At 44.9% G+C, this 25,298-nt stretch carries 30 protein-coding genes and 1 riboswitch; of the genes, 10 read left to right on the forward strand and 20 right to left on the reverse strand.

Annotation, left to right across the window (positions count from 1 at the left end):
* Positions 1 to 56: 56 nt before the first annotated feature.
* Complete coding sequence (locus BN1067_RS03280; protein ID WP_053217479.1) at positions 57 to 1,232, reverse strand: pyridoxal phosphate-dependent aminotransferase; 1,176 nt, start codon at positions 1,230 to 1,232, stop codon at positions 57 to 59.
* Positions 1,233 to 1,535: 303 nt separating this feature from the next.
* Here BN1067_RS03280 and BN1067_RS03285 point away from each other — a divergent pair, with 303 nt between their 5' ends.
* The gene (locus BN1067_RS03285) at positions 1,536 to 2,330 is read left to right on the forward strand and encodes a carbon-nitrogen family hydrolase (protein WP_053217480.1); all 795 of its coding nucleotides are present in this window, start codon (positions 1,536 to 1,538) and stop codon (positions 2,328 to 2,330) included.
* 637 nt (positions 2,331 to 2,967) lie between these two features.
* On the opposite strand, the gene BN1067_RS03290 is transcribed toward BN1067_RS03285, so the two are convergent.
* The 5 genes from BN1067_RS03290 to BN1067_RS03315 form a co-directional block, all read right to left on the reverse strand.
* Positions 2,968 to 3,384 carry a DUF4064 domain-containing protein gene (locus BN1067_RS03290; RefSeq protein WP_053217481.1) on the reverse strand — a complete coding sequence of 139 codons (417 nt, stop codon included), beginning with the start codon at positions 3,382 to 3,384 and terminating at the stop codon, positions 2,968 to 2,970.
* Between the two features lie 24 nt (positions 3,385 to 3,408).
* Complete coding sequence (locus tag BN1067_RS03295; RefSeq protein WP_053217482.1) at positions 3,409 to 4,350, reverse strand: ABC transporter permease; 942 nt, start codon at positions 4,348 to 4,350, stop codon at positions 3,409 to 3,411.
* Positions 4,343 to 5,245, reverse strand: coding sequence for an ABC transporter ATP-binding protein (locus BN1067_RS03300; RefSeq protein ID WP_053217660.1), 903 nt, complete (start codon positions 5,243 to 5,245; stop codon positions 4,343 to 4,345). Before BN1067_RS03300 ends, BN1067_RS03295 begins: the two co-directional genes overlap by 8 nt.
* Before the next feature lie 331 nt (positions 5,246 to 5,576).
* Complete coding sequence (gene thiD / locus BN1067_RS03310; RefSeq protein WP_234400609.1) at positions 5,577 to 6,416, reverse strand: bifunctional hydroxymethylpyrimidine kinase/phosphomethylpyrimidine kinase; 840 nt, start codon at positions 6,414 to 6,416, stop codon at positions 5,577 to 5,579.
* Positions 6,400 to 6,729 carry a hypothetical protein gene (locus BN1067_RS03315; RefSeq protein ID WP_053217484.1) on the reverse strand — a complete coding sequence of 110 codons (330 nt, stop codon included), beginning with the start codon at positions 6,727 to 6,729 and terminating at the stop codon, positions 6,400 to 6,402. Before BN1067_RS03315 ends, thiD (BN1067_RS03310) begins: the two co-directional genes overlap by 17 nt.
* A 115-nt stretch (positions 6,730 to 6,844) precedes the next feature.
* Here BN1067_RS03315 and BN1067_RS03320 point away from each other — a divergent pair, with 115 nt between their 5' ends.
* Positions 6,845 to 7,141 (forward strand): DUF3817 domain-containing protein, encoded by a 297-nt coding sequence (locus tag BN1067_RS03320; protein ID WP_053217485.1) that lies wholly within the window; start codon positions 6,845 to 6,847, stop codon positions 7,139 to 7,141.
* 96 nt (positions 7,142 to 7,237) lie between these two features.
* On the opposite strand, the gene BN1067_RS03325 is transcribed toward BN1067_RS03320, so the two are convergent.
* The 9 genes from BN1067_RS03325 to lepB all read right to left on the reverse strand — a co-directional run bounded on the left by BN1067_RS03325 (position 7,238) and on the right by lepB (position 14,128).
* A complete protein-coding gene (locus tag BN1067_RS03325) occupies positions 7,238 to 7,711 on the reverse strand; it encodes a DUF456 domain-containing protein (RefSeq protein ID WP_053217486.1) in 474 nt (157 codons plus the stop codon).
* Positions 7,712 to 7,859: 148 nt separating this feature from the next.
* Positions 7,860 to 8,384, reverse strand: a complete 525-nt coding sequence (locus BN1067_RS03330; protein ID WP_053217487.1) for a type 1 glutamine amidotransferase domain-containing protein — start codon at positions 8,382 to 8,384, stop codon at positions 7,860 to 7,862.
* Positions 8,385 to 8,539: 155 nt separating this feature from the next.
* A complete protein-coding gene (gene thiE / locus BN1067_RS03335) occupies positions 8,540 to 9,181 on the reverse strand; it encodes a thiamine phosphate synthase (RefSeq protein ID WP_053217488.1) in 642 nt (213 codons plus the stop codon).
* Between the two features lies 1 nt (position 9,182).
* The gene (gene thiM / locus BN1067_RS03340) at positions 9,183 to 9,980 is read right to left on the reverse strand and encodes a hydroxyethylthiazole kinase (RefSeq protein WP_053217489.1); all 798 of its coding nucleotides are present in this window, start codon (positions 9,978 to 9,980) and stop codon (positions 9,183 to 9,185) included.
* Positions 9,973 to 10,806 carry a bifunctional hydroxymethylpyrimidine kinase/phosphomethylpyrimidine kinase gene (thiD, locus tag BN1067_RS03345; protein WP_053217490.1) on the reverse strand — a complete coding sequence of 278 codons (834 nt, stop codon included), beginning with the start codon at positions 10,804 to 10,806 and terminating at the stop codon, positions 9,973 to 9,975. Before thiD (BN1067_RS03345) ends, thiM begins: the two co-directional genes overlap by 8 nt.
* A gap of 22 nt (positions 10,807 to 10,828) precedes the next feature.
* Complete coding sequence (gene tenA / locus BN1067_RS03350; RefSeq protein WP_053217491.1) at positions 10,829 to 11,533, reverse strand: thiaminase II; 705 nt, start codon at positions 11,531 to 11,533, stop codon at positions 10,829 to 10,831.
* A gap of 173 nt (positions 11,534 to 11,706) precedes the next feature.
* A riboswitch (TPP riboswitch) is annotated at positions 11,707 to 11,810 on the reverse strand.
* A gap of 68 nt (positions 11,811 to 11,878) precedes the next feature.
* Positions 11,879 to 12,907, reverse strand: coding sequence for a spore photoproduct lyase (gene splB / locus BN1067_RS03355; protein WP_053217492.1), 1,029 nt, complete (start codon positions 12,905 to 12,907; stop codon positions 11,879 to 11,881).
* The gene (locus tag BN1067_RS03360) at positions 12,900 to 13,157 is read right to left on the reverse strand and encodes a transcriptional regulator SplA domain-containing protein (protein WP_053217662.1); all 258 of its coding nucleotides are present in this window, start codon (positions 13,155 to 13,157) and stop codon (positions 12,900 to 12,902) included. The genes splB and BN1067_RS03360 overlap by 8 nt, the downstream gene beginning before the upstream one ends.
* Before the next feature lie 419 nt (positions 13,158 to 13,576).
* Positions 13,577 to 14,128: a signal peptidase I gene (gene lepB / locus BN1067_RS03365; RefSeq protein ID WP_053217493.1), complete on the reverse strand. Its 552-nt coding sequence runs from the start codon at positions 14,126 to 14,128 to the stop codon at positions 13,577 to 13,579.
* Positions 14,129 to 14,484: 356 nt separating this feature from the next.
* On the opposite strand from lepB, the gene BN1067_RS03370 reads away from it, so the two are divergent.
* Together BN1067_RS03370 and BN1067_RS03375 are read left to right on the forward strand one after the other, a co-directional pair.
* Positions 14,485 to 15,321 carry a D-alanyl-D-alanine carboxypeptidase family protein gene (locus BN1067_RS03370; RefSeq protein ID WP_053217494.1) on the forward strand — a complete coding sequence of 279 codons (837 nt, stop codon included), beginning with the start codon at positions 14,485 to 14,487 and terminating at the stop codon, positions 15,319 to 15,321.
* A 132-nt stretch (positions 15,322 to 15,453) separates the two neighbouring features.
* Complete coding sequence (locus BN1067_RS03375) at positions 15,454 to 16,650, forward strand: CynX/NimT family MFS transporter (RefSeq protein ID WP_110943282.1); 1,197 nt, start codon at positions 15,454 to 15,456, stop codon at positions 16,648 to 16,650.
* Positions 16,651 to 16,700: 50 nt separating this feature from the next.
* On the opposite strand, the gene BN1067_RS03380 is transcribed toward BN1067_RS03375, so the two are convergent.
* Positions 16,701 to 17,126: a hypothetical protein gene (locus BN1067_RS03380; RefSeq protein WP_053217495.1), complete on the reverse strand. Its 426-nt coding sequence runs from the start codon at positions 17,124 to 17,126 to the stop codon at positions 16,701 to 16,703.
* A 355-nt stretch (positions 17,127 to 17,481) separates the two neighbouring features.
* Here BN1067_RS03380 and BN1067_RS03385 point away from each other — a divergent pair, with 355 nt between their 5' ends.
* Positions 17,482 to 17,907 (forward strand): NfeD family protein, encoded by a 426-nt coding sequence (locus BN1067_RS03385; protein ID WP_053217496.1) that lies wholly within the window; start codon positions 17,482 to 17,484, stop codon positions 17,905 to 17,907.
* A 20-nt stretch (positions 17,908 to 17,927) separates the two neighbouring features.
* Complete coding sequence (locus BN1067_RS03390) at positions 17,928 to 19,373, forward strand: flotillin family protein (RefSeq protein WP_053217497.1); 1,446 nt, start codon at positions 17,928 to 17,930, stop codon at positions 19,371 to 19,373.
* A gap of 184 nt (positions 19,374 to 19,557) precedes the next feature.
* Here BN1067_RS03390 and proC read toward each other — a convergent pair whose 3' ends face one another.
* Together proC and BN1067_RS03400 are read right to left on the reverse strand one after the other, a co-directional pair.
* Entirely contained in the window at positions 19,558 to 20,358 is an 801-nt protein-coding gene (gene proC / locus BN1067_RS03395) for a pyrroline-5-carboxylate reductase (protein WP_053217498.1), read from the reverse strand.
* A 1-nt stretch (position 20,359) separates the two neighbouring features.
* A complete protein-coding gene (locus BN1067_RS03400) occupies positions 20,360 to 20,851 on the reverse strand; it encodes a GNAT family N-acetyltransferase (RefSeq protein ID WP_053217499.1) in 492 nt (163 codons plus the stop codon).
* A gap of 452 nt (positions 20,852 to 21,303) precedes the next feature.
* Here BN1067_RS03400 and BN1067_RS03405 point away from each other — a divergent pair, with 452 nt between their 5' ends.
* Positions 21,304 to 21,777, forward strand: coding sequence for a spore coat protein (locus tag BN1067_RS03405; RefSeq protein WP_053217500.1), 474 nt, complete (start codon positions 21,304 to 21,306; stop codon positions 21,775 to 21,777).
* A gap of 85 nt (positions 21,778 to 21,862) precedes the next feature.
* Here BN1067_RS03405 and BN1067_RS03410 read toward each other — a convergent pair whose 3' ends face one another.
* On the reverse strand, positions 21,863 to 22,282 hold the full coding sequence (locus tag BN1067_RS03410; RefSeq protein ID WP_053217501.1) for an organic hydroperoxide resistance protein: 420 nt from the start codon (positions 22,280 to 22,282) through the stop codon (positions 21,863 to 21,865).
* Between the two features lie 134 nt (positions 22,283 to 22,416).
* Between BN1067_RS03410 and BN1067_RS03415 the strand changes: the two genes are divergently transcribed.
* Positions 22,417 to 22,677, forward strand: coding sequence for a hypothetical protein (locus BN1067_RS03415; RefSeq protein ID WP_053217502.1), 261 nt, complete (start codon positions 22,417 to 22,419; stop codon positions 22,675 to 22,677).
* Positions 22,678 to 22,696: 19 nt separating this feature from the next.
* A complete protein-coding gene (locus tag BN1067_RS03420; RefSeq protein ID WP_053217503.1) occupies positions 22,697 to 22,948 on the forward strand; it encodes a hypothetical protein in 252 nt (83 codons plus the stop codon).
* 459 nt (positions 22,949 to 23,407) lie between these two features.
* Here BN1067_RS03420 and eutH read toward each other — a convergent pair whose 3' ends face one another.
* Positions 23,408 to 24,505 (reverse strand): ethanolamine utilization protein EutH, encoded by a 1,098-nt coding sequence (gene eutH, locus BN1067_RS03425; RefSeq protein ID WP_053217664.1) that lies wholly within the window; start codon positions 24,503 to 24,505, stop codon positions 23,408 to 23,410.
* A gap of 150 nt (positions 24,506 to 24,655) precedes the next feature.
* Between eutH and BN1067_RS03430 the strand changes: the two genes are divergently transcribed.
* Positions 24,656 to 25,285: a LysE family transporter gene (locus tag BN1067_RS03430; protein ID WP_053217504.1), complete on the forward strand. Its 630-nt coding sequence runs from the start codon at positions 24,656 to 24,658 to the stop codon at positions 25,283 to 25,285.
* Positions 25,286 to 25,298 lie beyond the last annotated feature (13 nt).

A 25,298-nucleotide genomic window follows, 5' to 3' on the forward strand; every position in this document is an offset into this window, starting at 1 on the left:
ACGGGCTTTTAAAAGACTGGTTTATAGAAAAAAACCAGTCTTTTTGCGTCTAGTAATCAATTAAATAAGTTTAGCTTCGCTATCCGGTCAGCGGCTTCCTCCAACCGTTCTTCCCTGTCCAGCAGGCCAACACGGATATACCCTTCACCGCTTTCCCCGAATCCGTTCCCAGGAGCCACAGCAACATGGGCTTTTTCCAACAACAAATCGGCAAATTCTTCAGAATTGAATCCGACTGGTACCGGCAGCCAGGTAAAGAAGGTACCTTTCGGCATATCTACCTCCCAGCCGGTTTCACGCAACCTATTGATAAAGCGATCCCTGCGTTTTTGATAGTTTTTCACCAGTTCAGATACTGCGGTTTGATCACCCGTAAGTGCCTTCGCAGCAGCATGCTGAATCCCACCGAACAAACTGACATACATATGATCCTGCAACAAGTTGATCTGTTCTATCACCGAACGGTTCCCTACTGCAAAAGCCACTCTCCACCCTGCCATGTTATAGGTCTTAGATAGTGTATATATTTCGACGCCAACATCCTTTGCCCCTTCGGACTGCAAAAAGCTTTGCGGTTTTTCTCCGTCAAATCCCAGTGCGCCATAAGCAAAATCGTGGACGACACACACATGGTACTTGTCTGCATATGCAACCGTCTCGTCAAAGAAACGCTTGCTTGCAATTGCGGAAGTCGGGTTATTCGGATAATTCAAAAACAGCAGTTTGGCTTGTTCCCAAGTCTCGGCATCAATCGTCTGATAATCCGGCAAAAACGCATTTTCTTTCAACAATGGCATACTGAAGGTCTCAGCATCAGCCAAAGCGATGCCTGACATGTAATCTGGATAACCTGGATCAGGCAGCAAGGCAAGATCTCCTCGATTAAGCAGACATTGGCTCAATTCCACCAGCCCCGTTTTTGCTCCAAACAAAACCGCAACCTCTGTTTCGGGGTCAAGATCCACCTGATATTCCCTTTTATAGAAGTCTGCTGCCGCCTGCTTTAAAAACGAATAGCCGCGAAATGGTGAATACTTGTGATTGGATGGGTTTTCCGCAGCGTCCTGCAGCTCTTTCACAATAGCTTCGGGAGTCGGTAAATCCGGGTTCCCCTGTCCCAAATTGATGACATCGTATCCTTTTTCCACCAAGTTTTTTACCTTTGCTACAAGACTGGCGAAAAACTGGTCAGGAAGTCTGTTCAGTAAATCCGATTGCTCAAAATTCTTCACTGTGTGTCACTCTCCCGATTAATCGATAAAATTATAGTATTTAATCTTAGCTACTATTCTGTCATTTGTAAAGCTGGACTGTCGGTCGTGTCCTTGACAGGCACTGATGCGGGTGGGATAATGCTACCAATTAAATAAATCTTAATCTCTTATCAAGAGAAAGTGGAGGGAATGGCCCTTTGAAACCCGGCAACCGGTGAATGCCTCATACGGTGTTAAATCCTGCAGCACAAGATTTTTTCGCGGCTTGCTTCTTCATGGAGAGGAATCTTGGGAAGCAGTTATGAGGAAAGGAGATTATTGATGAAACAAACCTATGCGCTTATTCAAATGGATATTGCTTTTGGTGACCCGCAAACCAACTTCCGGCATGCAGAAGAATGGATTAGAAAAGCGGTAAAAACCAGTACAGCCGATACCATTCTCCTACCTGAGCTGTGGACGACTGGTTATGATTTAACACGGCTCGATGAAATTGCCGACGAAGAAGCTGCGGTGACTATTACTTTTTTGAAAAGGTTGGCCAAAGAACTCAACGTAAATTTGATTGGCGGTTCTGTAGCAAATCGGGTCGGCCAGGCAACAACCAACACCCTGCTTGTTGTATCAAGAAAAGGGGATGTCATCAAACAATATAGCAAAGCCCACCTTTTCCGATTGATGGACGAAGAAAAATACTTGACAGAAGGAAATATGGATGGCCGTTTTGTGTTGGATAACCAAAAAAGTGCGGCGGTCATTTGCTACGACATCCGTTTCCCGGAATGGATCCGGACCCACATGGTTGATGAAACAAAAGTTCTCTATGTCGTAGCAGAATGGCCAAAGCAACGGATCGATCATTGGCGCGCTCTTCTGATCAGCAGGGCTATCGAAAACCAATGTTTTGTGGTTGCCTGCAACCGGGCAGGTACTGATCCAAATAATGAGTTTGGCGGGAATTCGATGATTATCGGACCGTGGGGTGAAATCATTGCAGAAGCAGGGCAAACGGAAACGATTTTAACCGGCACAGTTGATGTGGAGGAAGTAGAGAAAATCAGAGCGACCATTCCGATCTACAGCGATCGGCGGACTGACTTATACAAACTGCAATAAATGGATTTCAAATAGAAACAAGGGGACTGGGACAAAAACATTATGACCAAATATAAAATCCGAACGATTCCAATCGTTCGGATTTTGGTTAAAAAAAGCATCCTCTAACATTCACTTTTAAAAAGAGCTCCAATCCACTCCGGCAAGGTACTTCACTTGCCAAGTGGATCTTCAGCTTGCGGTCATCTTGCTGGAGTATGCGTACCTTGCTTCCGTTGGTGTGAGATACTTTCTCTTTTGGCATGCTTTCCGTGTTATCATTGTCGTTACGGATAGAAAGCGAAGCCACATGAGAACAAGGAGTACTTCTTTATCCTTTTTATGCTGTTGGTCCGCCCCTCCAATTTTCGAAAAATAAAGGTCTCAGTGACTAAGACGAAAAATGAATATGTGGGGCGGTTTTGTGCATTTTGGCTTGATCATGCGGAAAGTCAGACCGTGAAAACGTAGTGAAGGCAAGATGCGGAGACTCCTACGGGAACAGCACGAGCTGAAAAGACCGCAAGAAAGCGTTTGGTGCTTTCTGAGGAAGTTGACGCTGTGCCCGTGGAAAGCGTAGTATCTTGCCGCAGCGATACAAAGCACGCATCAAACAGGCTATGCTTTTTTCCCGGCCGCTTTGTCCTGACAATCCTATTTAGGCTGTTATTGGTGTTTGGGGTTTTCTTACCAATGCCACAATACCAGCGATTAAGTATAACAGTGCTGGAATCAGACTCATTCCCATAAACAGAACGAACGTCAAAACAGCGGTAATAATCAATAAGATACCTGCTGTTTTTGGTTTTTTGTTTCCCTTCAAGAATACAACAGCAACGATTCCAAGAATAACTGCCAGCAGAGAAACGATGATTAAATACCAGCTTCCACTAGCAATCATTTGAGAAATATCTCCTCCCATATTTTCCATCCCTTGCTCTGCAAACGCATTTTCCATTTCCTGAATAAACGCTTCATTACCTTTCAACGTCATCAAAACGATACCAAAGAACGTGAAAAGAGCATACAATACCGCCCCGATAACTCCAAGTACGATTTCTGCCGTTCGTTTCATTAACGATTCCTCCTTTTATACCTCTTAATGGCCTGCTACATCCCGTTTCGTGAAAAACAACCAGGACAGGACCATGAAAATAACATAGTAAACTATCAGCACACTAATTGAAAATGACAGCGTCATTCCTTCTATTAGGGGTGTACCTCTATAATACTGTTCTAAGTTCGTGTTTGCGAATAAAATATATTTTGCCCAATCGTACTGCATGAAAAATCCTATGATTGAATTTCCCGCCATCATCAGGAAAATGGCAAACCCTATTGCCAGCCCGCTGTTCCTGAAAATCGAAGAAATCATGAAAGCAAAGGTGGCCATCATCACTAGATTGACTAATTTCAGACCATAAGACCGCCCCATTTCTGCCCAGGCAGACACTTGAATATAGTTATCCTGATTGCGAATCACCAACAACGGATTCCAGCCATCCACACCAAAAAATAATACTCCCGAAATCCAGGAAAACAAAAGCAAGAATACAAGTGCCGTCAAAGCAAATAACAAGATGGCTGCATATTTTGCAAACAGGATTTTCGTACGGGCAACCGGCCTGATTAATAACAGCTTGATCGTCCCCCAACGAAATTCATGCGCGATAATTCCCGCCGCTACAATGATGGTAAACAGACTCAACAGGGATGACAACATGGCATTATCGATCACGAATTGCCAGACATCATAGCCTCTGGGTTTTATGTCATTATTCAAATAGTAGTTATTTTCCTGGATGCCCCAATGGTTAACGACTGCTTCCTCACTATTTCCTTCTGCATAATTGGCGTTTTCTTGCTCTAGCTGCTGACGCCAGTCGTCGCCATACTGAGGTTCGTCCAAATCACCGACTGTTTTACCGATAATCGCGATCCCCAAAATAATCGCTGCAAGAATGCCGAACATGATCCAAGTAGACTTTCTGGCAAAAAGCTTAGCTTGCTCATTATATACGAGCCCTAAAAAATTACTCAATCGCGTTCTCCCCAATCACGTCTAAAAATTTCTCCTCAAGTGTCGAGCTTCGCACTTGAACACCAAAAACATCCACTTCCCCTTCTACAAGGCATTTTACGATTTTCGGAATTTCCCCACGTTTAGCTGTCAGCTTGACAGTCTCTCCTTCGATGGTAGTTTCGATTTGGAATGCCTCCCGGATAAGCTCTTTTGCCCTGTTAGCCGGCACAGCTTCAATATGTATCCGATCTTCTTCTGTCTTGGTCAGCGCTTTGACCGTCTCGATAGCAATTAGCTCCCCGTTCTTAATAATGCCGATACGGTCGCACATCATTTCTATTTCGGAAAGCAAGTGACTGGATACAATCACAGCTACATTTTCTTTTTCCGCCAGATTCCGGATATATTGCCGCACTTCCCGAATCCCATGCGGGTCAAGTCCATTAGTTGGTTCATCCAGGATCAAAACGGACGGACGATGTAATAATGCTTGGGCAATACCCAATCTTTGACGCATTCCAAGAGAATATCTGCCCGCTTTTTCATGAATCGGTTTCTCCAATCCAACCAGCGAAACCACTTCTTTGATTCGATCCTCGGTAATACCCGGTATCATCCTTGCATAATGGAGAAGATTCTTCCAGCCACTCATGAAGGGGTACATTTCCGGATTCTCCACAATGGCACCAACATGCCGAATGGCATCCTTGTAATTGGATTTGATACTGTCCCCCTTGATCAGCACGTCCCCTTCTGTTATTTTCATCAAACCAACCATCATCCGGATTGTTGTCGTTTTCCCTGCCCCATTTGGACCCAGAAATCCAAACACTTCTCCTGGATTTATATCAAACGTCAATCCTTTGATGATTTGCTTTTTTCCAATACTTTTCTTTATATCGATTAACTGCATTGCTGGCTCTGCTGCCACTAGCTGACCACCTCCGTATTTTTTTCCTTATCCTCTATACGAAACGGGCAGGAAAGATGTTTCATTCACGATTACTTTTCTAACGTCCGGCAGCGGCGACTACCCCGGTGGCTTGATCAAACGTTTGTTCAAAAAACATCAAAAGAGGCTGCGCACTGGTTCTGAAAACTGACCTTTGCGCAGCCTCTTCCTTTTTAGAAGCTTCTTCACCATTTCTTAAAGTTAAATTCCGAATCAACGAATACGTGGATTTACTTTGTCCCTTCTGTTTTATCACGTGACAACAATTCTCCAACCATACGCTTCTAGCCTATTAACGATGTTGAGAGATTCGGTATGCAGCATGATAGGTGGAACCAATTCCTTTTCCGAAATCGAGTGCATGCTCGATTGCAGCAGTGACATAGGATTTGGCCGTGCTCACCGCTTCCTTCATGGATGCTCCTTTGGCAAGCTCCGCCGTAATCGCCGCAGAAAAACTACAGCCGGCTCCACTTGTGTGAATGGTATTGATGCGCGGCTGTTCCCACTCGATAAATTCGCTCCCATCATACAATATATCGACCGCCTCTTCCTTCAATGCTCCGCCTTTCACCACGACATAGTCTGATCCAAAACGGTGAAGCGATTGTGCCGCCCGTTTCATTTCTTCTTTATTTGTAATCGGGCCACGCTCCAATATTCTTTCTGCTTCATGGAGATTCGGGGTAATGACGGTGGCAAGAGGAAACAACCTTTCCCTCATTTCTTCTATTGCATCATCCTTTAAAAGCTGTGACCCCATTTTACCGATCATGACAGGATCAACTACTAAGCTTCGGGGCTGGTTCTCTTCCAGCAGCCCGACAACCAGGCTGATAATTTCTTTTGTAAACAACATCCCCGTTTTGGCAGCATCTACTCCGACATTTTTCACAGCAGTATAAAATTGTGCTTCAACGGCTTCAAGCGAATTGGTGAACATCCCCTGACTGGTGACTGGATTGTTGGCGACGATGGCTGTGATAGCGGCCATGCCATATACATCCCGTTCCTGGAATGTTTTTAAATCTGCCTGGATTCCCGCACTTCCCTGGGCGGCGGATCCAGCAATCGTCAATACCCTGGCAATCATGTTGGAAACTCCTTTCACTTCCTTAATTTCCTTCTTCATCACGCATCCATACATTGATAATAATGCCGGCACCAAGGGAAAAAACCCCTGCGAAAAAGTAGTTAAAAACCCTTCCATACAAAAATTGCTCGACAATGACAAACAAGAAATAAACAACACCTGCTGTCAATAACGTAACAGCCGTCCGATACCTCGGCATGCCTTTTCTTATGTACCTTAATTCCACTAAAAACACGATCATGCCAATTAACAGGATGATAAGTGCTCCCGCTGCCGCGTTGGTAGTAAGGTAGCTAGTCACTCCAAAAACGATCAAAAAAGTTGGCAGAATCAACGGTATTATATTTTTCAAACCATTCTCTCCTCTGCTAGATGAAATATTCATGTAGATCATGGCAATCTATAGTGTAGCATCCTTTTATCTATTATACTAAAAATGAAAAAACTGTAAGGGATGGAGGTAGTCTATGTTGAACTCCCCGATCAGACTGTTCCGGATATTCGGCATGATTGAAGGAACTTCTCTTGTCGTTCTGCTGTTTATTGCCATGCCACTTAAATACATAGCAGGGTTTCCTGAGGTGGTCACCCTTATTGGCTCACTTCACGGATTTTTCTTTATCGTCTACCTGCTCGTGATTGCCTATACGACCTTGAAAATCCGCTGGGCCTTTCGATGGTTGTTCGGCTCGGTATTAGTTGCCTTCATTCCGTTTGGCAACTATGTATTGGATTATCGCTTACAGAAATCGCGCTATGTATAAAGGAAAGCAGCCTCCTTCGCCACTGGCAGGGATAGGCTGCTTTTTCCTAAACGGATGAATCTGTAAGCAAGACAGAAGTTTTGTTAGAGGTTTCTCTTAGATGGCAAAGAAAAACCAGATAATCATTATCAACTGAATTACGACTTTGGCCACAGCTCCACCCAGAAATCCCATCAACGAACCTAGTGATGCCCTCCATGCTTGTCCAGTCGTTTTCTGCTGTATGACTTCCGTCACGAACACAGCGGCAAATGGAACAAGGATAATGCCGAATGGCGGAATAATAAAGGAACCAATAATCACTGCAACAGCAGCAACTCTTTCTCCCCATTTTGAACCGCCATATTTTTTCACGAAATAACTATTGGCAATAATGTCTGACACAACCAGGATGACAGTAAGCACCACCATCGCGAGCCAGAAAACCATCGATAATTGGCCGTCCATAAAGAAAAAGTACAGCAAAAAGCCAATCCATAGCATTAAAGGAGCTGGGATCAACGGAAAAATGATACCGGCAAAGCTTAATAGAAAACAGGCTGCGATCAACAGCCAAATGATGATATCCATTCTGATAACCTCCCTCTCCGTAACTGTCAACTTTTGCTAAGGTGACCAGTTATGTCTCTTCCATTCATTTTTCTATTAGATCTACATTCGATTCCCTGACAAGGGACGAAAAAAGAGCTGCACAACAATTTGTACAGCCCGCTTACTATCAGGAGTCGGCAAGTAAATCGGCAAACTCCTTCATATATGGAGGTAAATCCGGCGGACGGCGGCTGGATACGATGTGGCCATCGACTACTACCGGCAGGTCTTGCCAATTACCGCCTGCGTTGACCATATCATCTTTGATTCCAGGCGTACTGGTGACATTTCTTCCCCTGACAATGTCGGCGGAAATCAGCACCCAGCCAGCGTGGCAGATTTGACCAATCGGTTTTTCGTAATGATCCATATGGCGAAGCATTTCCAATACTTCAGGAAAGCGACGGATTTTATCCGGAGCCCAGCCTCCTGGAACAAGAATCGCATCATAATCTTCTGCTTTCACGTCAGCATAGGCATAATCGGAGACCGCAGGCACTCCATATTTCCCAATGTATTCTTCGCCGGCTTTTTCACCGACTAAATGCACAGTCGCTCCCTCTTCCTGAAGACGAAGAATAGGATACCACAGTTCCAGATCCTCAAAATCGTGGGCAACGAGTGCAATGACTTTCTTGTCCTGCAAGCGCATGTTGCAACCTCCTTCAAACATTCTGCCCTTTTAGGCAGCTTATCTATCTTACAGTTTATCATCAAACGACAAAAATGCGAAAGGAATTACCTATCTTGGGAAATTGGAAAAAGCAACCTGTTTCACGTGAAATCACCATACCAGCCGCTGCAGGATTAGGTTTTCGTTATCCGTCGCTTTAACCGCTGCGCTGCTTCCAAAGGATTGTCCGCCTGGCTGATGGCTGAAATAATCGAAATGCCGTCTGCTCCGGATTCCATTACAGAAGCCGCATTCCCCTCCTGTATCCCGCCTATGGCAGTCAACGGTGTACTGCCGATCAACCGTCTTATTTCTGTAAGACCTGTCAGACCGATTGGTGTCTTGGCATCTTGCTTGGTGGAAGTGGCATAAACAGGGCCCGCCCCAATGTAATCAGCGCCTGCAGCAGCGGCCTCTACCGCCTCCTTTTGATTGGTTGCCGAAACCCCGATGATGAAGTGTTCCGGACAGCGCCGGCGAACCGAACCAATCGGTTCATCTTCCTGTCCGATATGAACTCCATCCGCCTCTACTTTAATAGCCAGATCGACATCATCGTTTACGAAAAACGGAACATGATGCCGGTGGCACAAATCTTTCATCCGAGAAGCAAGCTCTTGCTTGTCTGCTCCTGTTTTGGCACCACGGCCTTTTTCTCTGAACTGAAACATGGTAATGCCGCCAGCTAATGCCTGCTCCAGTACGTGTAAAGGATTGCCGGCACCATTATTGCTTCCCATTATAAAGTAGACTTGCAAGGACTGACGGATGTCCATTCTATTCTTCCACCCTTTTTAATTGGATTTTTTCCAGCCAATCTTCTTGGTTCAACTGATACAAGGCATCAAGAAATTTGGATTGAAAACTTCCTGGCCCGGCGCTTTGTAATGCTGCGATTTCGGCAGCAGTACCATAGTAGCTGACAGCCGCGGCTGCAGCTGGCAGTTTGTTTTTCTCTACTGCCAAGAAGGCAGCAATCACTGAACTGAGCAAGCATCCGGCCCCAGTGATTTTCGTCTGCAGCTGATGGCCATTCCCGCTTAGATAAACAGTATTCCCATCTGTTATCACATCTTCTTGCCCGGTAAGAGCCACCGCTGTTTTTAATTGCTTTGCTGCTTTCACAGCTATCCTTTGTCCATCCCCTTGAAATGCGGAATCGACTCCTTTCATCTCCGCATCTGCTCCGGCAAGAAAGGCGATCTCCCCTGCATTGGCACGGATCAAGGTTACGTCGATTTCTTCGAGAATCTTCAAGGCAATCATGTTTCGAAAAGGGGTTGCACCGACTCCTACCGGATCCAACACGACAGGAATACCTTTTTGATTTGCTGCCTTTCCTGCCTTGATCATCGCATTCACCTGCGGGCTAGTAAGTGTACCGATATTCAATACGAGCGCATCAGCCACCGCTGCCATGTCAGCTGCTTCTTCTTCCGCATTGGCCATGACCGGCGAAGCTCCCAATGCCAGCAGTCCGTTTGCTGTAAAATTAATCACCACTTGGTTGGTGATATTGTGAATTAATGGCTGATTATTTCTTACACTCCTTAGTAGACTGGTAATCTCATTCAATAGATTCAGCTCCTTTCGCCTCACCAGGCAGACCTCGGAGACGCATGCCCCAATGATTGGTCGGTCCGTTCCCTTTGCCGATTCCCAGCGTATAACGGATAGCTGCTGTGATGAATTCTTTTCCCGTCGCAACGGCTTCTGGTATTGTTTTTCCTTTTGCCAGCTCGGCTGTAATCACAGCTGAAAAAGTGCATCCAGTTCCATGAGTATGCCTTGTCTCTGTTCTTTCGGATCGAAACAGATGGAAGTCCTGCTTATCGTATAAGACATCAACAGCCTCGCCGGACAAATGTCCGCCTTTTACAATTGCCGAGCGAGCTCCGAGCTCTTCGACCATCATTTTCGCTGCACGTTTGGCATCTGATAGATCTTTTATCGGAGAACCGATCAGTATTTCTGCCTCCGGAATATTCGGTGTAACAATGGTCGCCAACGGAATCAGCTTTTCCCTTAGCGTTTGTCGTGATTTTTCTTCCATAAGGGTGTGACCGCTCTTGGCGACCATTACCGGGTCCATAACATATGGTCTATTCATTCCTTCTAATTTACCGGCAAGCAGCTCCATCATCTCCCTGGTAGCGATCATCCCGGTTTTTACCGCATCAGGGACGATATCCTGATAGACGGTATCCAGTTGTTGTTCTATCAACTCAAGCGGAAGATGTTGGATAGCTTTCACTCCTGTCGTGTTCTGTGCGACCACTGAAGTGACAACGCTCATCCCATATACCTCTCTTTCCTGAAAACTTTTCAAGTCGGCCTGAATACCGGCTCCACCGGTAGGATCCGTTCCGGCAATGGTTAGTGAACTGGCTATCGCAGACACGCTGGTGTCCCCCTTTCTATTTTTAATGTAATGGCTGTGTCTGTTGGTCGGCAGGCAGTGGAAACGGCCATTCTTCCTGTGTATAGGCCATTTGCCAAAAGCTATATTCCAATTGACAGCTTTTCAAAAAGGCTTCCGTCGCTTTTTGTTTATCCAGGTCACTTGCGGAAGCAGCCCAACGGTTTATTTTTCTACAAAGCTCATTGGTAACTTCCGCCATTGCTCCTCCGGCATAGAATGAAATCCATTCATGAAATGGATGAGAAGCATCCGGCTGTTTTTCTTCTGCCAATGCCAACCCAATTTCCAGATAGGTCCACGGGCATGGAAGCAATGCAGCCAACGTTTCGCCAATACTTCCGCTGTATGCGGCTTTGCTCATGTGAGCGACATAATGGTTTGCAGTCGGCGGCAACGGATTTCCTTGCAGGTCGTCATAATCCACCCCTGCTACCCGGCAAAAATTTTCATGCGGATGGATTTCACTGTTGAGGACAAAACCGATTTGTTCCTGGAAGAAGGCCATGTCGGATCGGTCTTCGCACTTGGAAATGGCCAGGCCGTAGATACGGTTGAAAGCAGACAAATATTCATAATCCGCCTTTACATAATGGATCAGGGCCTGCCTTGGTACGCTTCCTTCAGCTATCCCTCTGATAAAAGGATGCCGTAGAATTCCTTGAAAGACTTCATCTGCCAGGGTTCTTAATTGTTCGGAAAATGTCATGGTAGAAACTCCTCCCTTTGTTTGGAGGAAGTCCAGAAACTTCGGGGAAATGGAGAGGTATTGGACAGGATAAAAAGGCTTAACAGCCGTTCCGTTTCCCGGAACGCAAAAAACCGCTCCAGGAAACTGGAGCGGTTTGACGCAATTTTGGCAATGGTTTATCCCAAGATATACGTATCCCGTCTCCACTTTCCTACGCTGGTGCTAACCAGTTCAGGTTCAAAGGGACCAAGGTTTATTCCTTATCTCAGCCATAAAGGCGCCCCTAGTGGACTTCCAAAATATTTAACTACTTTTACTAAAACATGATTATCCACTGATGTCAAACGAGCAAAGAAATACCGGTTAAGTGAAATATTCAATCGTTGCCTTGGGAAACAGCTTGTGAATGGTTGATTTCAATACATCTTTGATTTCTTCCTGTTCTTCATCTTTATAGACATACTTGCCTATACCGTACCTGCCCCATTTCCATTTTCGTTTCGATTCGTCCAACTCGAGTTTCGTCATTGGGTAATTTTTTTCGATGACACGCTTGGCAGGTTGTGTAAATCGATGCTGGATCAATTCAAATGTCAGATCCTTTTTTGCAGACGATGGCAGTGCATCGGCCAATCTTTCCAACATTTCCGGATAACCTTCCTGCCAGCCTTCATGTAAATAAATCGGCGCGACGATAAAACCGAGTGGATAGCCTGCTTCTGCCACTTTGACTGCTGCCTCTATCCGTTCGGCAAGCCTGGATGTTCCAGGCTCAAAATACTTGATCACATAGTCGTCGTTAATACTGAACCGGAATCGGGTCCTGCCATTATGCTCGGCATCAAGCAGATGATCCACGTGGGCGAACTTTGTTACAAAACGCAGTTTTCCGTAGGTAGATTTTCCAAAGTACTCGATGGCCCGTTTCAATGTATGGGTCAGGTGGTCGATTCCGACAATATCTGAAGTACACGAAGCCTCGAAACGAGTGAATTCGGGGGCACGGTCACGCATGTATTTTTCAGCGGCGTCAAAAATTTCCTCGGTGTTGACATATGTCCTGATATACGGCTTGCTTCCCATTGTCGTTTGTAAGTAACAATAGTGGCAGTGCCCCATGCACCCTGTCGCAAAAGGGATGGCATACTCGGCAGAAGGCTTGGATGTATCGAACTTGAGCGTCTTTCTAATACCTACAACGAGCGTCGATTTTGCATTGCGGTATTTTTGAAAATCATTTTCCCCTGGCAAATTACGGACCTGATTATGGGAAGTTGTTTCCCGAATTTCAATTCCCATGCCTTGAAATTTATCGACAAGCTCGCGACCAAGCGGGTACTCCAATGCCCTCGGTTCTACATAAACCAGCTGTGGCACGAATGGTTTAACCATGTAATCCCTCCGAATCCTCTGTACCGAACGCGGCCTGGTATGCATGCTCTGCCTCCTGCTCTGAGCGGTAAACTGCCACCTCATCCGTCAGCGGATAGTATGTATCATACAAAAACAACGCAAGCTCATTACCATTGTCCGGATCGGCCACCACTGCAGCTTCCTGCACATTGGCCACCCCCTGCACATGCGGATTCCGGATGATCACATAAACCACTTCTCCCGGTTGATAGCCCTGATTATATTCCATCATCACACCCAACTCTCTATCAAGATAACCTTATTATCCCAATTCCCCCACAAATTATTACACGAGATGAGGGGTCGAAATGGGGGGTCAGTCCCCCAAACAAAATCCCAGCCCCGCTCCTTCTTCGGAGGGGACTGACCCCATTTAAACGTCCTCTGCTCCAGAAAGCACCGTATGTAGATGTCTTCGATACCAGAATACCCATATATCGATTTTCACATAAACAGGGACTGTCCCCCAGCGTCACTATTTTTCATTATTTCAAGCTTGGGGGACTGTCCCCGGAAGCTGTCCCCGGAAGCTGCTGTCCCCAGAAGTGTACCTCGGAGTGGTCCCCCGAAGTCCCGGAAAGTGTCATCGATGTTGGCTAATTATAAAAAAAGTCCAACCATGTTCGGTTGGACTTTTTTTATTCGGGATCATTCGGGAATACCAATGGCTTCCAATGGCCATATTCTCAGTTTTACGTCGCCAATCACTGCGTCGTCTTTTATGAAACCAAAGTACCTGCTGTCCTTGCTTACCAGGCGATTATCACCCAGGACAAACAAGCAGCCTTCGGGAACAGTGCTTTTGCCGGCCACTTCTTTCAGTGTAAAATTATTTGTGAGATACTGGCTTTGCGACAAGTCTTTTTTATACTCTTCCAAGTAAGGCTCTGCCACTTGCTTGTCATTGATATAAAGGACGTCTTCCTTCATTTCAACTTTGTCACCGGGCAGACCGATCACTCTTTTCACGTAGGCATCATCAGAGTCAGGTGCCTGAAAGGCAATTTCGTCGAACCGTTCAATCTTTCCTACTTTGCTAAGGATAATGCGATCACCATCATGCAAGGTAGGCATCATCGATTCGCCTTCGACAATCGATGGTGTAATTAAATAATGCCGGCAGACGATGACGATGGTCAGAGCCACGAATATCGTTTTCAGCCAGGACCAAACTTCATGCTTTAAGCTATTGTTATTCATTCTTCTCCCCAACCTTTTCCAAAAGGAAGCGCATCGAGCAGAATATGGCGCAATGGCTCCCATTCTTTTACTTGAAACGACCATGCAATATATCCGTTTTCATGACTGACAACGAACTGATTTGAAATACGATTTTAAAAGTGATCACGTTTTTTGTCGACTAATCGCCTTTTGTATCGTCTTTATTATGGAGGTAATGCATATGAAAACATTTAAGTACACGTTCATATTTCTTTTTTTTTCTATTGATTTCCTTTGTCGCAGTCTCCTTTTACACAAGCAGTCCAGAGGAACCGGAAAAAGAAAAGTCGAAAAAAATCCTATACCGGGACTCCTCTCACAGCGAAGAGGAAATCTTGCTTCCTGACCTTACAATTCATGCAGACGCTGCCATTTTGATTAACGCCAATACCCGCCAAATTCTATACGAAAAACAAATCAACCAATCGCTTCCGGTAGCCAGCATGTCAAAAATGATGACGGAATTCCTTGTACTCGAAGCCATTGAAAAAGGCACACTCACCTGGGAGCAACAAGTTTCCATCAGTGATTATGCATATATCATTTCTCAGACTCCCGGCTACTCTTCCATCCTGTTAAGGAAGGAGTTCACCTATTCCGTAAAAGAACTTTTCCACGCCACTGCCATCCATTCTGCCAATGGAGCGGCAATCGCGCTAGCTGAGGCAGTAGCCGGCAGCGAGCAGGAATTTGTCAGCACCATGAACCACACTGCTAAGGCGTTAGGTATGGAAGATACCGTTTTCGTAAACAGTACCGGGTTGAATAACCAAGACCTCGGTCCCTACCGCTACGACAATCTGGAGTATTCCGATAATACAATGTCTGTTAAAGATGTAGCGACATTGGCCTTGGCGCTTCTTAATAAGCATCCGGAAATAGTGGAAGTGTCTTCTCTAGCCAATGATACGATTTCTCATGGCAATCATGACTCTGCAACTTATTATAACACCAATGCCATGCTTCCTGAAATGGATATCGAAAATATCAGCTACCCTGGTGTCGACGGGCTGAAAACAGGATACACCGATGCCGCAGGCTATTGCTTTACCGGTACCATCAAACGGGATAATGCCCGATATATATCCGTAGTTATGGGTACAGACAGTGAAAATGCCCGCTTTTTGGAAACAAAAAAGCTTTATGAAGCGATACCAAAAACAGAACTATAATTGAAGCAAGTCATTTTTACATTGATGCGTCGATTCCCTTCTTCTATACTTTATAGGGATAGGTATATGCTTAAAAAGAACTTTTGGCCTGGAAATGTGGATTAGATTTATAGAAGGAGATCGATCTTACATATGATGACAAAATCAACGCATATGGCAAAACCCGTGGGGCATTTCCTGTTGATAAGCGGAATTATCCTGATAGCCTTTAATTTAAGGCCGGCAATAACCTCTGTCGGACCATTGCTTGGAAGAATCCGTGATGACATCGGCCTTGCTAATTGGGGAGCGGGAATGATTACGAGCCTCCCGCTTCTCGCATTTGCAATCATGTCACCCATTGCTCCCCGGCTAAGCAATCGCATCGGCAGCGGCCGTGCTTTACGACTAGGACTGATTTTATTGATTATCGGGATTGTCAGTCGCTCCATTTCCTTTACGCCGACTCTTTACTTTGGCACTACCCTTGTCGGCTTAGGGATAGCCATCTGTAACGTACTGCTCCCGGGATTAATCAAAGAAAAATTCCCTGAAAAGGTAGGACTGATGACCAGTGTCTATTCCACTTGTATGTCTTCTTTTGCTGCGCTTGCCTCCGGGTTGAGCATCCCTTTGGCTGATGGTTTAAATCTTGGCTGGGAGCTGGGACTTGGAAGCTGGGTGATTTTGGCTGTCATCGGACTGATTGTTTGGTCGATTTACTTGCAATCCCAAAAAAGCAAGCAGCCAAAACAACTATATTTCGAGCCATCGGCAGCACGACTTACAAAATCAGCACTGGCATGGCAAGTGACCTTGTTCATGGGAATGCAATCCTTTCTTTTTTATGTGACCATCTCCTGGCTGCCCGAGATTCTTCATGACGTTGGATTGACCATCGGAACGGCAGGCTGGCTTTTATCTTACATGCAATTTATCAGTCTTCCCGCTACATTCGTTGCCCCGATTTTGGCAGAAAAGGTTCACAACCAGCAGGGAATCATTTTACTGATCGGTTTCTTTGCTGTCGCCGGATATGGTGGTTTATTGGCAGAGGGGCCCCTTTGGCTAATGATTATCTCGATCACTTCGATTGGCTTCGCGCTTGGCGCAAGCATTAGCCTCGCACTCGCCTTTTTGAGTATGCGGGCTGTTGATGCCAAACAGGCTGCAGAACTATCAGGCATGGCCCAATCGTTTGGTTATTTGCTGGCTGCAGCAGGTCCGTTTGTTATCGGGCTGCTGGTAGATGCTACAGGGCAGTGGAAACTTCCTATTGCCGCTATCCTGGCTGTTTCGATTTTGATGGTTATCGCAGGACTCGGAGCCGGGCGCAATAAACTTGTATAATAAAAGCGACAGTATGTTGGCAGCCACCAATGATACTGTCGCTTTTGCTTTTAATGATTCAGCTCGTTGTAGATGACGACCTTCATTGCATCCATTTCTTGTTGGGAAAGCTTCCCTTCTATTTTTTCAAGTAGAGCCGTTTGTTCTTCTTGCGTCATCCCTTTGTTGACTGTCTCCCTTATTTCCTGGATTTCCCCCACACTGAATTTCTTGACGAGATTTTTTACCGCTCCTTCTTTCGTGGTAAAAGGCAATTGACTTTGATCAATTTGCGGAGCATCTGCCAGAAATTCCTCTAATGCTGGGTTGCTGTCGATCGATTTTTTTATTTTCCCAGTATTCACATCAGCATACAGCTCCTGTTCGACTTGATCGATCACATTATCAGCGATTATCCCTGCGGCAAGATGGTACAGGCCATAACCGACTCCCGCTAAAATAACGGCAACGATAGTCACATTACGTAAAAATCTCATTCCCTTCCTCCTTCTCTATCAAATATATATCTTCCATATCAACACTTCATGACAGTGATTTATCTTGAGTAGCTGCTTCCGCTTTATTATAACAAATCCCCGTGCCGCTAACATTGCGCATTACTATTATCAGATAACGAAGGATAAACTTTTTGATAAATCAGTAAATAAATGAAACTTTCTACTTATAAAGTCGTAAAAATAAGTAATAGGGTTATTCACCAACCAAAGCCTTACGACATGAAATGGTAAGGGAGGTTATCTTATTGGAGTCTTAGACATCTACTGGTGGTTATTATCGGGAAGCCTGGCCGCTGCCATTATTTCATTATTTTTAGGAGATGTCCTGGATGGTTTGTTAGAAGGATTTGATGAGTTTTTAAATCCGCTTTTATTGTTCGGAACCTTGTCTGTAATTGGCGGGTCCGGAGTACTCTTCACTAAATATTCCTCGTTCAATCCTTTTGTGACGCTTCTGCTCAGTGTGTTAATAGGGGCAGCTGCATACTTTGTCATTTATCATTTTCTGGTAATTCCTTTGGCAAATGCCGAAACCTCTACATCGATTTCGATGGCTGATTTAGAAGGTCAAATCGGTGAGGTGATCACCACCGTTCCAGCAAATGGAATGGGCGAAGTATTCATCGAATCTCCTAGTGGAAGTAGAAATGAATCAGCGAAAAGTTTTGACGAAAAAGAGATCAAACAAGGTACGAGAATCGTCGTTGTACAGGTAAGCACAGATGCTGTTTACGTCTCTGCCTTGGATGATGAATTTTAATTAAGGGGGATTTATCTTTTATGGATTTTATCATTGTAATCGGGGTTATCATTGCTGTTATTTTAGCATTTGCCATTTTGTTTGCTGTCCGTTATAAAACAGTAGGTGCTGATGATGCCATGATTGTTACCGGAAGCTTTCTCGGAAGTAAAAATGTACATAAGGCAAATGACGGGAGTGGGATAAAAATTGTTCGGGGCGGCGGTGCCTTTATTCTGCCCATCTTCCAACAGCAAGAGCGGATCAGTCTTCGCTCCCATAGCTTGGATATTTCAACTCCGAATGTGTACACGGAAAATGGCGTGCCAGTAATGGCTGATGGTACAGCCATTATCAAAGTACAAAGCACGACAGAAGGGATTGCTACAGCTGGTGAGCAATTTTTGGGAAAAGACGATGCCGAACTGCGTAAAGAAGCGCAGGAAGTGTTGGAAGGACATCTGCGCGCCATCCTTGGAACCATGACAGTAGAAGAGATTTACAAAAATCGGGAGCGGTTTGCTCAGGAAGTGCAAACCCAGGCGGCAGTTGATTTAAAGAAAATGGGACTGCAGATTGTTTCATTCACCATAAAGGATGTTCAGGACGAAAACGGATATCTGGAGGCTTTGGGGAAACCACGAATTGCTGAGGTTAAAAGAGATGCTCAAATTGCCGAGGCAAATGCCATGCGTGACGCGCGTATCCAGAAAGCAAGTGCTGAACGGGAAAGTAAAAGCGCTGAGCTTCAGAGCGAAACGCAAATCGCAGAAGCAACAAAAGAAAAAGAATTGAAAATAGCTTCCTATAAACAAGAACAGGATACTGCCAAAGCTGCTGCCGACACGGCATATAAATTACAGGAAGCGAAGGCACAACAACAGGTTATGGAAGAAGAAATGCAAATCCAGCTGGTAGAGAAGAACAAACAAATCGACTTGGATGAACGTGAAGTACAGCGAAAGCAACGGCAATATGAAGCAAACATATCGAAAAAAGCGGAAGCAGAACGTTATGCTGCAGAACAAAAAGCCGAAGCAGACAAATGGACCCGCGTTAAAAATGCGGAAGCAGAAGCAGAGCAAATTCGCTTGGACGGTGAAGCAGAAGCGGATGCCATCCGTCAAAAAGGTCTGGCGGAAGCGGAAGCAAAAGAGAAACTCGCCGAAGCCATGGAGAAATATGGGGAAGCAGCCATCTTGGAAATGATTATCAAAATGCTTCCTGAATTTGCCGGTAAAATTGCGGATCCGGTTCGATCTATCGATAAAGTAACCGTAGTCGATAATGGAAATGGTGAAGGTGATGGCGCTGCCAGAATGAGTAACTATGTTACCAAATTAATGAGCCAGCTTCCAGAAACATTGAAGGATGTATCTGGCTTTGATCTTAAAGGAATGCTGGACAATGTCGCTTCCAGCAGTGAGACCAAAATAAAGGATCACCTTTCTCCTTCCCAGACGTCCTCTCCAACTAATGAAAACTGATAGAAAACCCAGGCGTGTAGTCGCCTGGGTTTCTTTAGGAAAGTTGCTAAATATATTAATATGCAAAAATAAATTACCCAGCAAGGGCATCTTCCATCCGGAAATATCGTGTTAAAAAGAGAACGCATCCTAATGCGTGGCCGAGAAAACCAGTGCACTTTCCTTTATCCTTTTTGCCAATCTCTTAGTGGTCCTGCCTGCTCTTCTCCCTGCAGGCTGTAACAGCCTGTTGCATGAGTTGATCGATACCCTTCTCGTCCAATACACGTAAGCCTGCTGCCGTCGAACCTCCAGGGGTCGCAACCTGGTCAGCCAATTCCGCAGGATCTTCCCCTGTTTGCAACATCGCCGCAGATCCCGCTATCATCTGTGCGACCAGTTTCCGTGCCTGCTGTTCAGAAATACCGACAGCAGCTGCCTGGTTTTTTAACGATTCAGCAATCCGGTAAATGAAAGCCGGAGCACTCCCGGTAATCGCCGTTAATTCATAAAGCTGCTCCTCTGTGACGTTTTCGAACGCTCCGATTCCCATTAAAATCTCCTCCAGAAGCTGCTTATGATGTAATTCGACATGTTTTCCGGCAGCATAAAGCGTACTTGATTCACTTAATCTGGCGGCTGTATTCGGCATGACCCAGGCTACAGGTGTACCTTCTGGCAATGCATCTTCCAAAAGAGATGGAGAGATGCCGGCAGCAACCGTTATGACGAGCTGATTGTCGATCAATCGTGCTAAATCTTCCAGCAATGGGGGATGAATTTCGGGCGGCATAGCCAGCAGAACGATATCGGAATTGGCAACTTCTTGCCGCCAATCGTTCGATACAGAAATTCCATAGGCGGCCTTAACATAGTGAAGCCGTTCCTCATTGTCATTGTTTGAAGCAGTAATGGAAAACCGCTCATTCCCTGCTAAACCGCCAATAATAGCTTGGGCCATTCTTCCTGCACCGATAAAAAGAATCTTTGTTCTCACTTTTGTCATACTATTCTCCCCCCTGGTCGCTGATAGAAAAAACCATTGTTCTCGTTTTCGGTATCAATTCCAGTCTTTCTTCATAATAATCAATCAATTCCTGATCATATTCCCAAAGCTCGAGTTCTATTTCCGTGGCTTGGATATTGGTAGCAAACTGCTTAATCTTTTCAAACAAATATTGATCGATCCCTTTGTATTTTTGATTTTGTTTAATGTACAGTTCTTCCACTTTGATAACCCGGCGTTCCTTATACAACGCTGTTTCTGCCTGCTTAATCCCTTTAAAAACCGTAAATGCCTGAATAGCTCCATCCTTCTCAACGACATATAACCGTTTTCGCTCATCTTCCAATATTTCCGACAGATCTTGCCGGTTGATCGGTTCCTGACTTTGTTTAAAATATTCCGGCTTCGCTTCGACTCTGCGCTGTTGCAGTTCTTTGTAAATTTCCAGAAGCTCTGGAAAATCATCCAGCCTTCCTTTCCTTATTTTGAACATTTACCTTCCCCCTGTATTATTTTCAATTCTACCAACATATCTCCAAGGAGGGGCACTACACGGTCAGATTGTCCTTGCCACTTCTCGTTTAAAAAGGCTGTCTATTCCTGACAGACTAGCATCCCCTTCCTTGTTGGCGGACATTTACTTTGACCAATTCCCTCCCTCTCCTTGCTTATTTCTGTTCATCTTCTATCTGTGATAGCATTCCATTTATATGATTATGGGGTTTATCCAACACCAGCTCCCTTTTCCAGAGATCTACTGTCATTTAGTTAACTACATTGCGGAGGGGACAGTCAAACATCCAATTGCCAAGCGAGCTGAAAACACAACGAAAACCTTCCGCATGAACCTGCATATCCTCCGATTAAATCGGCACGTGAACCAAAAAATCGGTATCTACATACAATGAAGAGACATTTTTAAACAGACAGGGGAGTTGTTTAGCATTGGATAAAAAGTTAGCTTGGCATGAATCACTTGAACTGCATGAACTTACTGCTTTTAACTCTATTGGGCTGATGAAATTAAAGACCACACTGCCCCATATTAAAAATTCCGAACTGAAAGGATTGTATCAGTTAGCAATCAAGGAAATCGAAGCCAGTTTGCACGAGTTGCTGGCATTTTATCCGCTTACGCCAAGAGAGGAAGACGAGGAAAGAAAACAAATGGACGAAACACTGTTCCAGGGCGATTTGCTCGTTTTGTCTAAAACAGCAGTACGCAATTATAGCATCGCCATTACCGAAACTGCTACACCTGCTTTGAAAAATGTACTAGTCAACCAATTAAATAAAATGATTCAACTGCATGATCGAGTTTTCCAATTCATGTATAAACAGGGGAATTACCCTGCTTATGATTTAAATAAGTTATTCAAGCATGACATGCTGCTGGCAAAAAAGGCACTAAGCATGTAATCACTTTAATGAAAACAAAAACCAGGATGGCCTGGCTCCTATAGAGCTGGGCCATCCTGGTTTTCCATCTTCCGTCCTGTTTCGTTTAAACAGCCTTGGTGTTCAGTTTAACGTTAATATTCCCTCGGGTTGCCTTCGAGTATGGACATACCTTGTGCGCTTCCTCTACCAGCTTTTCTGCTTCATCTTGGGATACACCTTTGATTTCAGCGTTTAGCGTAACACCAATTTTAAAGCCGTTATCTTCCGGATCCTTCAGAAAATCAACATCGGCAGTAATAGTGGAATCGATATCCTTCTTTTGCTTGCTGGCCACTAAATTTAACGCCCCGTCAAAACAAGCGGAATAACCGGCAGCAAATAACTGTTCAGGATTGGATCCTTTCGAAGTAGAATCGTCCGCCGGATTGACTAAATCCAAATCAATCATTCCATCATCGGATTTCACATGGCCATTCCTACCGCCTTTTGCTGTGGCATGGGATGTAAACAGTACATCACTCATTCGTAAACCCCTCCTCGAAATTTTGTATTCCGTTATAATTTTCCTTTTTTTTGATACTTTTAAACAGACTGATTCCATTTTCATCTGTGAATAAATTTAATAATGCAGTAAAACCTAATACAGAGGTGAGACAATTGAAGCAACCAGAAGAAAATCTTGAGACCATCTCCATAGAAGATGAAGCAGGGAACCAACAGGATTATGAAGTAGATGCGGTCATAGAAATGGATAACAAAGAGTACATCCTCTACTCATCCGGAAACGAACTTAAGATGAAACGAATTCTCCATGAAGATGACGATGAGTTTTTACTAGATGTTTCCGAGGAAGAAATGGCTAAATTAATTTCGGCTTACGATGAAGCCATCGCCGAAGAAACAAAAGAAGTTCATTAATAGCTGGGAGGTGGCAGGTATGAACACGGAATCTAATTTGGTGGAAGCAGCTGCAACAGCCGTCAAACGAGCACAACGATGGACAGCGCTTGCCCAGACGGATCCTGCCAAATTTACCGAATCGCAAAACCACCTCAATTATGCCCAGGAACAAGTGGCGCTCGCCCACCAACAGTTCAGTCTGTTAAAGGAAGAAGAGCAGCATAAACTGCAACAAGCAGATGATTTATTGCGACTCCTTAAACAAACGCAACAATCGCTTACCCATTAACGAGCAAAAAAAGCCGGCTGTCAAAGAGACCACTGAAAAACTGGAGTTTTATGAGAGGTAGAATTTTAAAAAAGCGGTCGGTGCGGAAATATTCCTTCATTAGTTTAACGATTCGTTTTACGTTTGCAAAAGAGTTGATTTTCTTTTTTAAATCAAAGAAAATCAACTCTTTTTAGATTGGCCCTTGGTAATTCCACGATGAGCAAGCGGTGGTGACGCCTGCGGGAACAGCGCGAGCCGAAGATCCACTTGGTCAAGTGATTTTCTTGACCAAGTTAGCTGAGGCCGTGCCCGCGGCAAGAATCCACCGACAAGCGATTCGCGGAATCAACAACGAGCGTTAACGGCCACTTTAGATTAAAAGGACTTTTTCAGTGGCCTCCTGTCAAAGCCGGTTTTTTTAGCAATTTTTTGTAACAAGTTAACCGAAAAGTTCTCCGAACCGCAATATTTCACTACTTACGCTTGCTCCTCCCCATGATCTGCCGGCTTTGGTGTGATAAAAAAAGCAAGTGCCACTGCGCTGGCTCCCCCAATCAGTTTTCCTGCTACCACAGCAAACACCATATCCTGATTGACCCCAGCGACAAATCCCAGATGACCTCCAAAAGCAAAGGCACCACTGACAGCAAAAGCCACGTTGACAACCTTTCCCCTCGGTTCCATCGACTTCAACATGGCCAGCATCGGGATAACATGCGCAAGCGATGCCAGCATGCCTGCGGTTGAAACCTTATCCATTCCCGCTTTTCTCCCTATATTCCGCAACGTTTTTCCGCCTATTTTCGTAATAAATGCCATCATGGGAAAAGCGCCGGCCAAGAATAAAGCGATGGCTCCGACAATCTGTATTCCTTCATTGATGGGGAGCATTCCCGGAATGATTACCAAACCGGTGAGCGTTTCAACTCCTATCAACGCGAGCCCTGTCACAGCAACCAACTGTACGGCTTTACCAAATAACGAAAAAACAACTAGCACTTTTTCTTTCCTTCTCCACAATCCGACTGCAATCAAAGCCGCAAGCAGAACGGGCACAACCAAATTTCGAATGATCATCGCAAAATCAAGACCGGCAATCAAACCACCGGCAAGGCATCCTACCGGAACGGTAACAATACCAAGCAATATCCCTTTGGCAAAATAGGGATAGTCCTGTTTTTCAATCATTCCTAAGGAAATCGGTATCGTAAAAGCAATAGTCGGTCCAAGCATTGTACCGAGAAACACCCAGGAAAAAAGCGCTGCCTGTTCTGTTTGTGACATCGCTTCAGCCAAAGCATATCCTCCCATATCCAAAGCCAAAATCGTATTGGCAAAAGAAGCAGGATCTGCACCTATCAGACTGTAAACAGGCAATACCAAAGGGGTAAGAATTTTGGCAAGTACTGGCGCCAATGAAATGATCCCCACCATCGCCAACGCTATCGATCCCATTGTCTGAAATCCCTCACCGAACTTTTCCCCAAGTCCCCATTTGTTGCCGATACACCTATCAATGGCTCCCAAAACAAAGAACACAGCCACTATGTAAATAATCAATTCGTTGATACCCATTTCTATCACCAGCTTTTGCATTTGTCCATTCATTTTATCAACAGTTAGTCCTTTGGTTCCAGCGATGAATGCCTAGCTTGCCATTTTCCAGTGATAAGTCTTCTTCCCGATGAATAAACTGTACAAGCGATCCATAAGGGAGAGATAAAAGTGGGCATTTTTTTTAGCTACGTATTTTTGGGGCTTTCATTAGCCGCTCCAATCGGACCAATCAATGCGGCGCAATTAGACAAGGGTATCAAAAGCGGTTTTTTCCACGCCTGGTTGATTGGACTCGGTTCTTTAGCAGCCGATGTCTTGTATATGTTAACCGTTTATTTCGGTATCGTTCATTTTTTGGAAACTCCATTCATGAAAACGTTCCTTTGGTCATTTGGGTGTTTTGTCTTGTTATATACTGGCTTTGAAAGCCTGCTAAGTGCCGGAAAGCTATCCAGTAAACAAGACCGTGGAGAAGCGAACGAAGCCTCGAAAACCTTTTTCACCGGATTTTTTTTGGCATTATCCAACCCGCTAACCATTTTGTTCTGGCTCGGTATATACGGTTCCGTGCTGGCGAAAACGGCGGCTCAATATGATACCACCCATCTTCTGCTTTACAGCAGTGCCGTGATACTTGGATTGATTATATGGGACATCTCCATGGCCCTCGTAGCCAGCAGTTTCCGCCGATTCCTGACCGACCGGCTTCTTATCATCATATCCGTCCTGTCCGGACTCTCCCTGATTGGCTTTGGTATCTACTTCGGCTGGCAGGCAGCTGCATTGCTATTCCTTTAAGCTAACAATGGAC

The sequence above is a fragment of the Virgibacillus senegalensis genome, assembly GCF_000821245.2.
GTDB classification, from domain to species: Bacteria; Bacillota; Bacilli; order Bacillales; family Amphibacillaceae; genus Sediminibacillus; species Sediminibacillus senegalensis.

What these genes read in the sequence shown, in the direction of transcription:
- BN1067_RS03285 (WP_053217480.1), top strand. Translation starts at nt 1,536, where the DNA reads ATGAAACAAACCTATGCGCTTATTCAAATGGATATTGCTTTTGGTGAC.
- BN1067_RS03290 (WP_053217481.1), bottom strand. Translation starts at nt 3,384, where the DNA reads ATGAAACGAACGGCAGAAATCGTACTTGGAGTTATCGGGGCGGTATTG.
- BN1067_RS03300 (WP_053217660.1), bottom strand. Translation starts at nt 5,245, where the DNA reads ATGCAGTTAATCGATATAAAGAAAAGTATTGGAAAAAAGCAAATCATC.
- thiD (WP_234400609.1), bottom strand. Translation starts at nt 6,416, where the DNA reads ATGAAGAAGGAAATTAAGGAAGTGAAAGGAGTTTCCAACATGATTGCC.
- BN1067_RS03320 (WP_053217485.1), top strand. Translation starts at nt 6,845, where the DNA reads ATGTTGAACTCCCCGATCAGACTGTTCCGGATATTCGGCATGATTGAA.
- BN1067_RS03325 (WP_053217486.1), bottom strand. Translation starts at nt 7,711, where the DNA reads ATGGATATCATCATTTGGCTGTTGATCGCAGCCTGTTTTCTATTAAGC.
- BN1067_RS03330 (WP_053217487.1), bottom strand. Translation starts at nt 8,384, where the DNA reads ATGCGCTTGCAGGACAAGAAAGTCATTGCACTCGTTGCCCACGATTTT.
- thiE (WP_053217488.1), bottom strand. Translation starts at nt 9,181, where the DNA reads ATGGACATCCGTCAGTCCTTGCAAGTCTACTTTATAATGGGAAGCAAT.
- tenA (WP_053217491.1), bottom strand. Translation starts at nt 11,533, where the DNA reads ATGACATTTTCCGAACAATTAAGAACCCTGGCAGATGAAGTCTTTCAA.
- splB (WP_053217492.1), bottom strand. Translation starts at nt 12,907, where the DNA reads ATGGTTAAACCATTCGTGCCACAGCTGGTTTATGTAGAACCGAGGGCA.
- BN1067_RS03360 (WP_053217662.1), bottom strand. Translation starts at nt 13,157, where the DNA reads ATGGAATATAATCAGGGCTATCAACCGGGAGAAGTGGTTTATGTGATC.
- lepB (WP_053217493.1), bottom strand. Translation starts at nt 14,128, where the DNA reads ATGAATAACAATAGCTTAAAGCATGAAGTTTGGTCCTGGCTGAAAACG.
- BN1067_RS03375 (WP_110943282.1), top strand. Translation starts at nt 15,454, where the DNA reads ATGATGACAAAATCAACGCATATGGCAAAACCCGTGGGGCATTTCCTG.
- BN1067_RS03380 (WP_053217495.1), bottom strand. Translation starts at nt 17,126, where the DNA reads ATGAGATTTTTACGTAATGTGACTATCGTTGCCGTTATTTTAGCGGGA.
- BN1067_RS03390 (WP_053217497.1), top strand. Translation starts at nt 17,928, where the DNA reads ATGGATTTTATCATTGTAATCGGGGTTATCATTGCTGTTATTTTAGCA.
- proC (WP_053217498.1), bottom strand. Translation starts at nt 20,358, where the DNA reads ATGACAAAAGTGAGAACAAAGATTCTTTTTATCGGTGCAGGAAGAATG.
- BN1067_RS03400 (WP_053217499.1), bottom strand. Translation starts at nt 20,851, where the DNA reads ATGTTCAAAATAAGGAAAGGAAGGCTGGATGATTTTCCAGAGCTTCTG.
- BN1067_RS03410 (WP_053217501.1), bottom strand. Translation starts at nt 22,282, where the DNA reads ATGAGTGATGTACTGTTTACATCCCATGCCACAGCAAAAGGCGGTAGG.
- BN1067_RS03420 (WP_053217503.1), top strand. Translation starts at nt 22,697, where the DNA reads ATGAACACGGAATCTAATTTGGTGGAAGCAGCTGCAACAGCCGTCAAA.
- eutH (WP_053217664.1), bottom strand. Translation starts at nt 24,505, where the DNA reads ATGGGTATCAACGAATTGATTATTTACATAGTGGCTGTGTTCTTTGTT.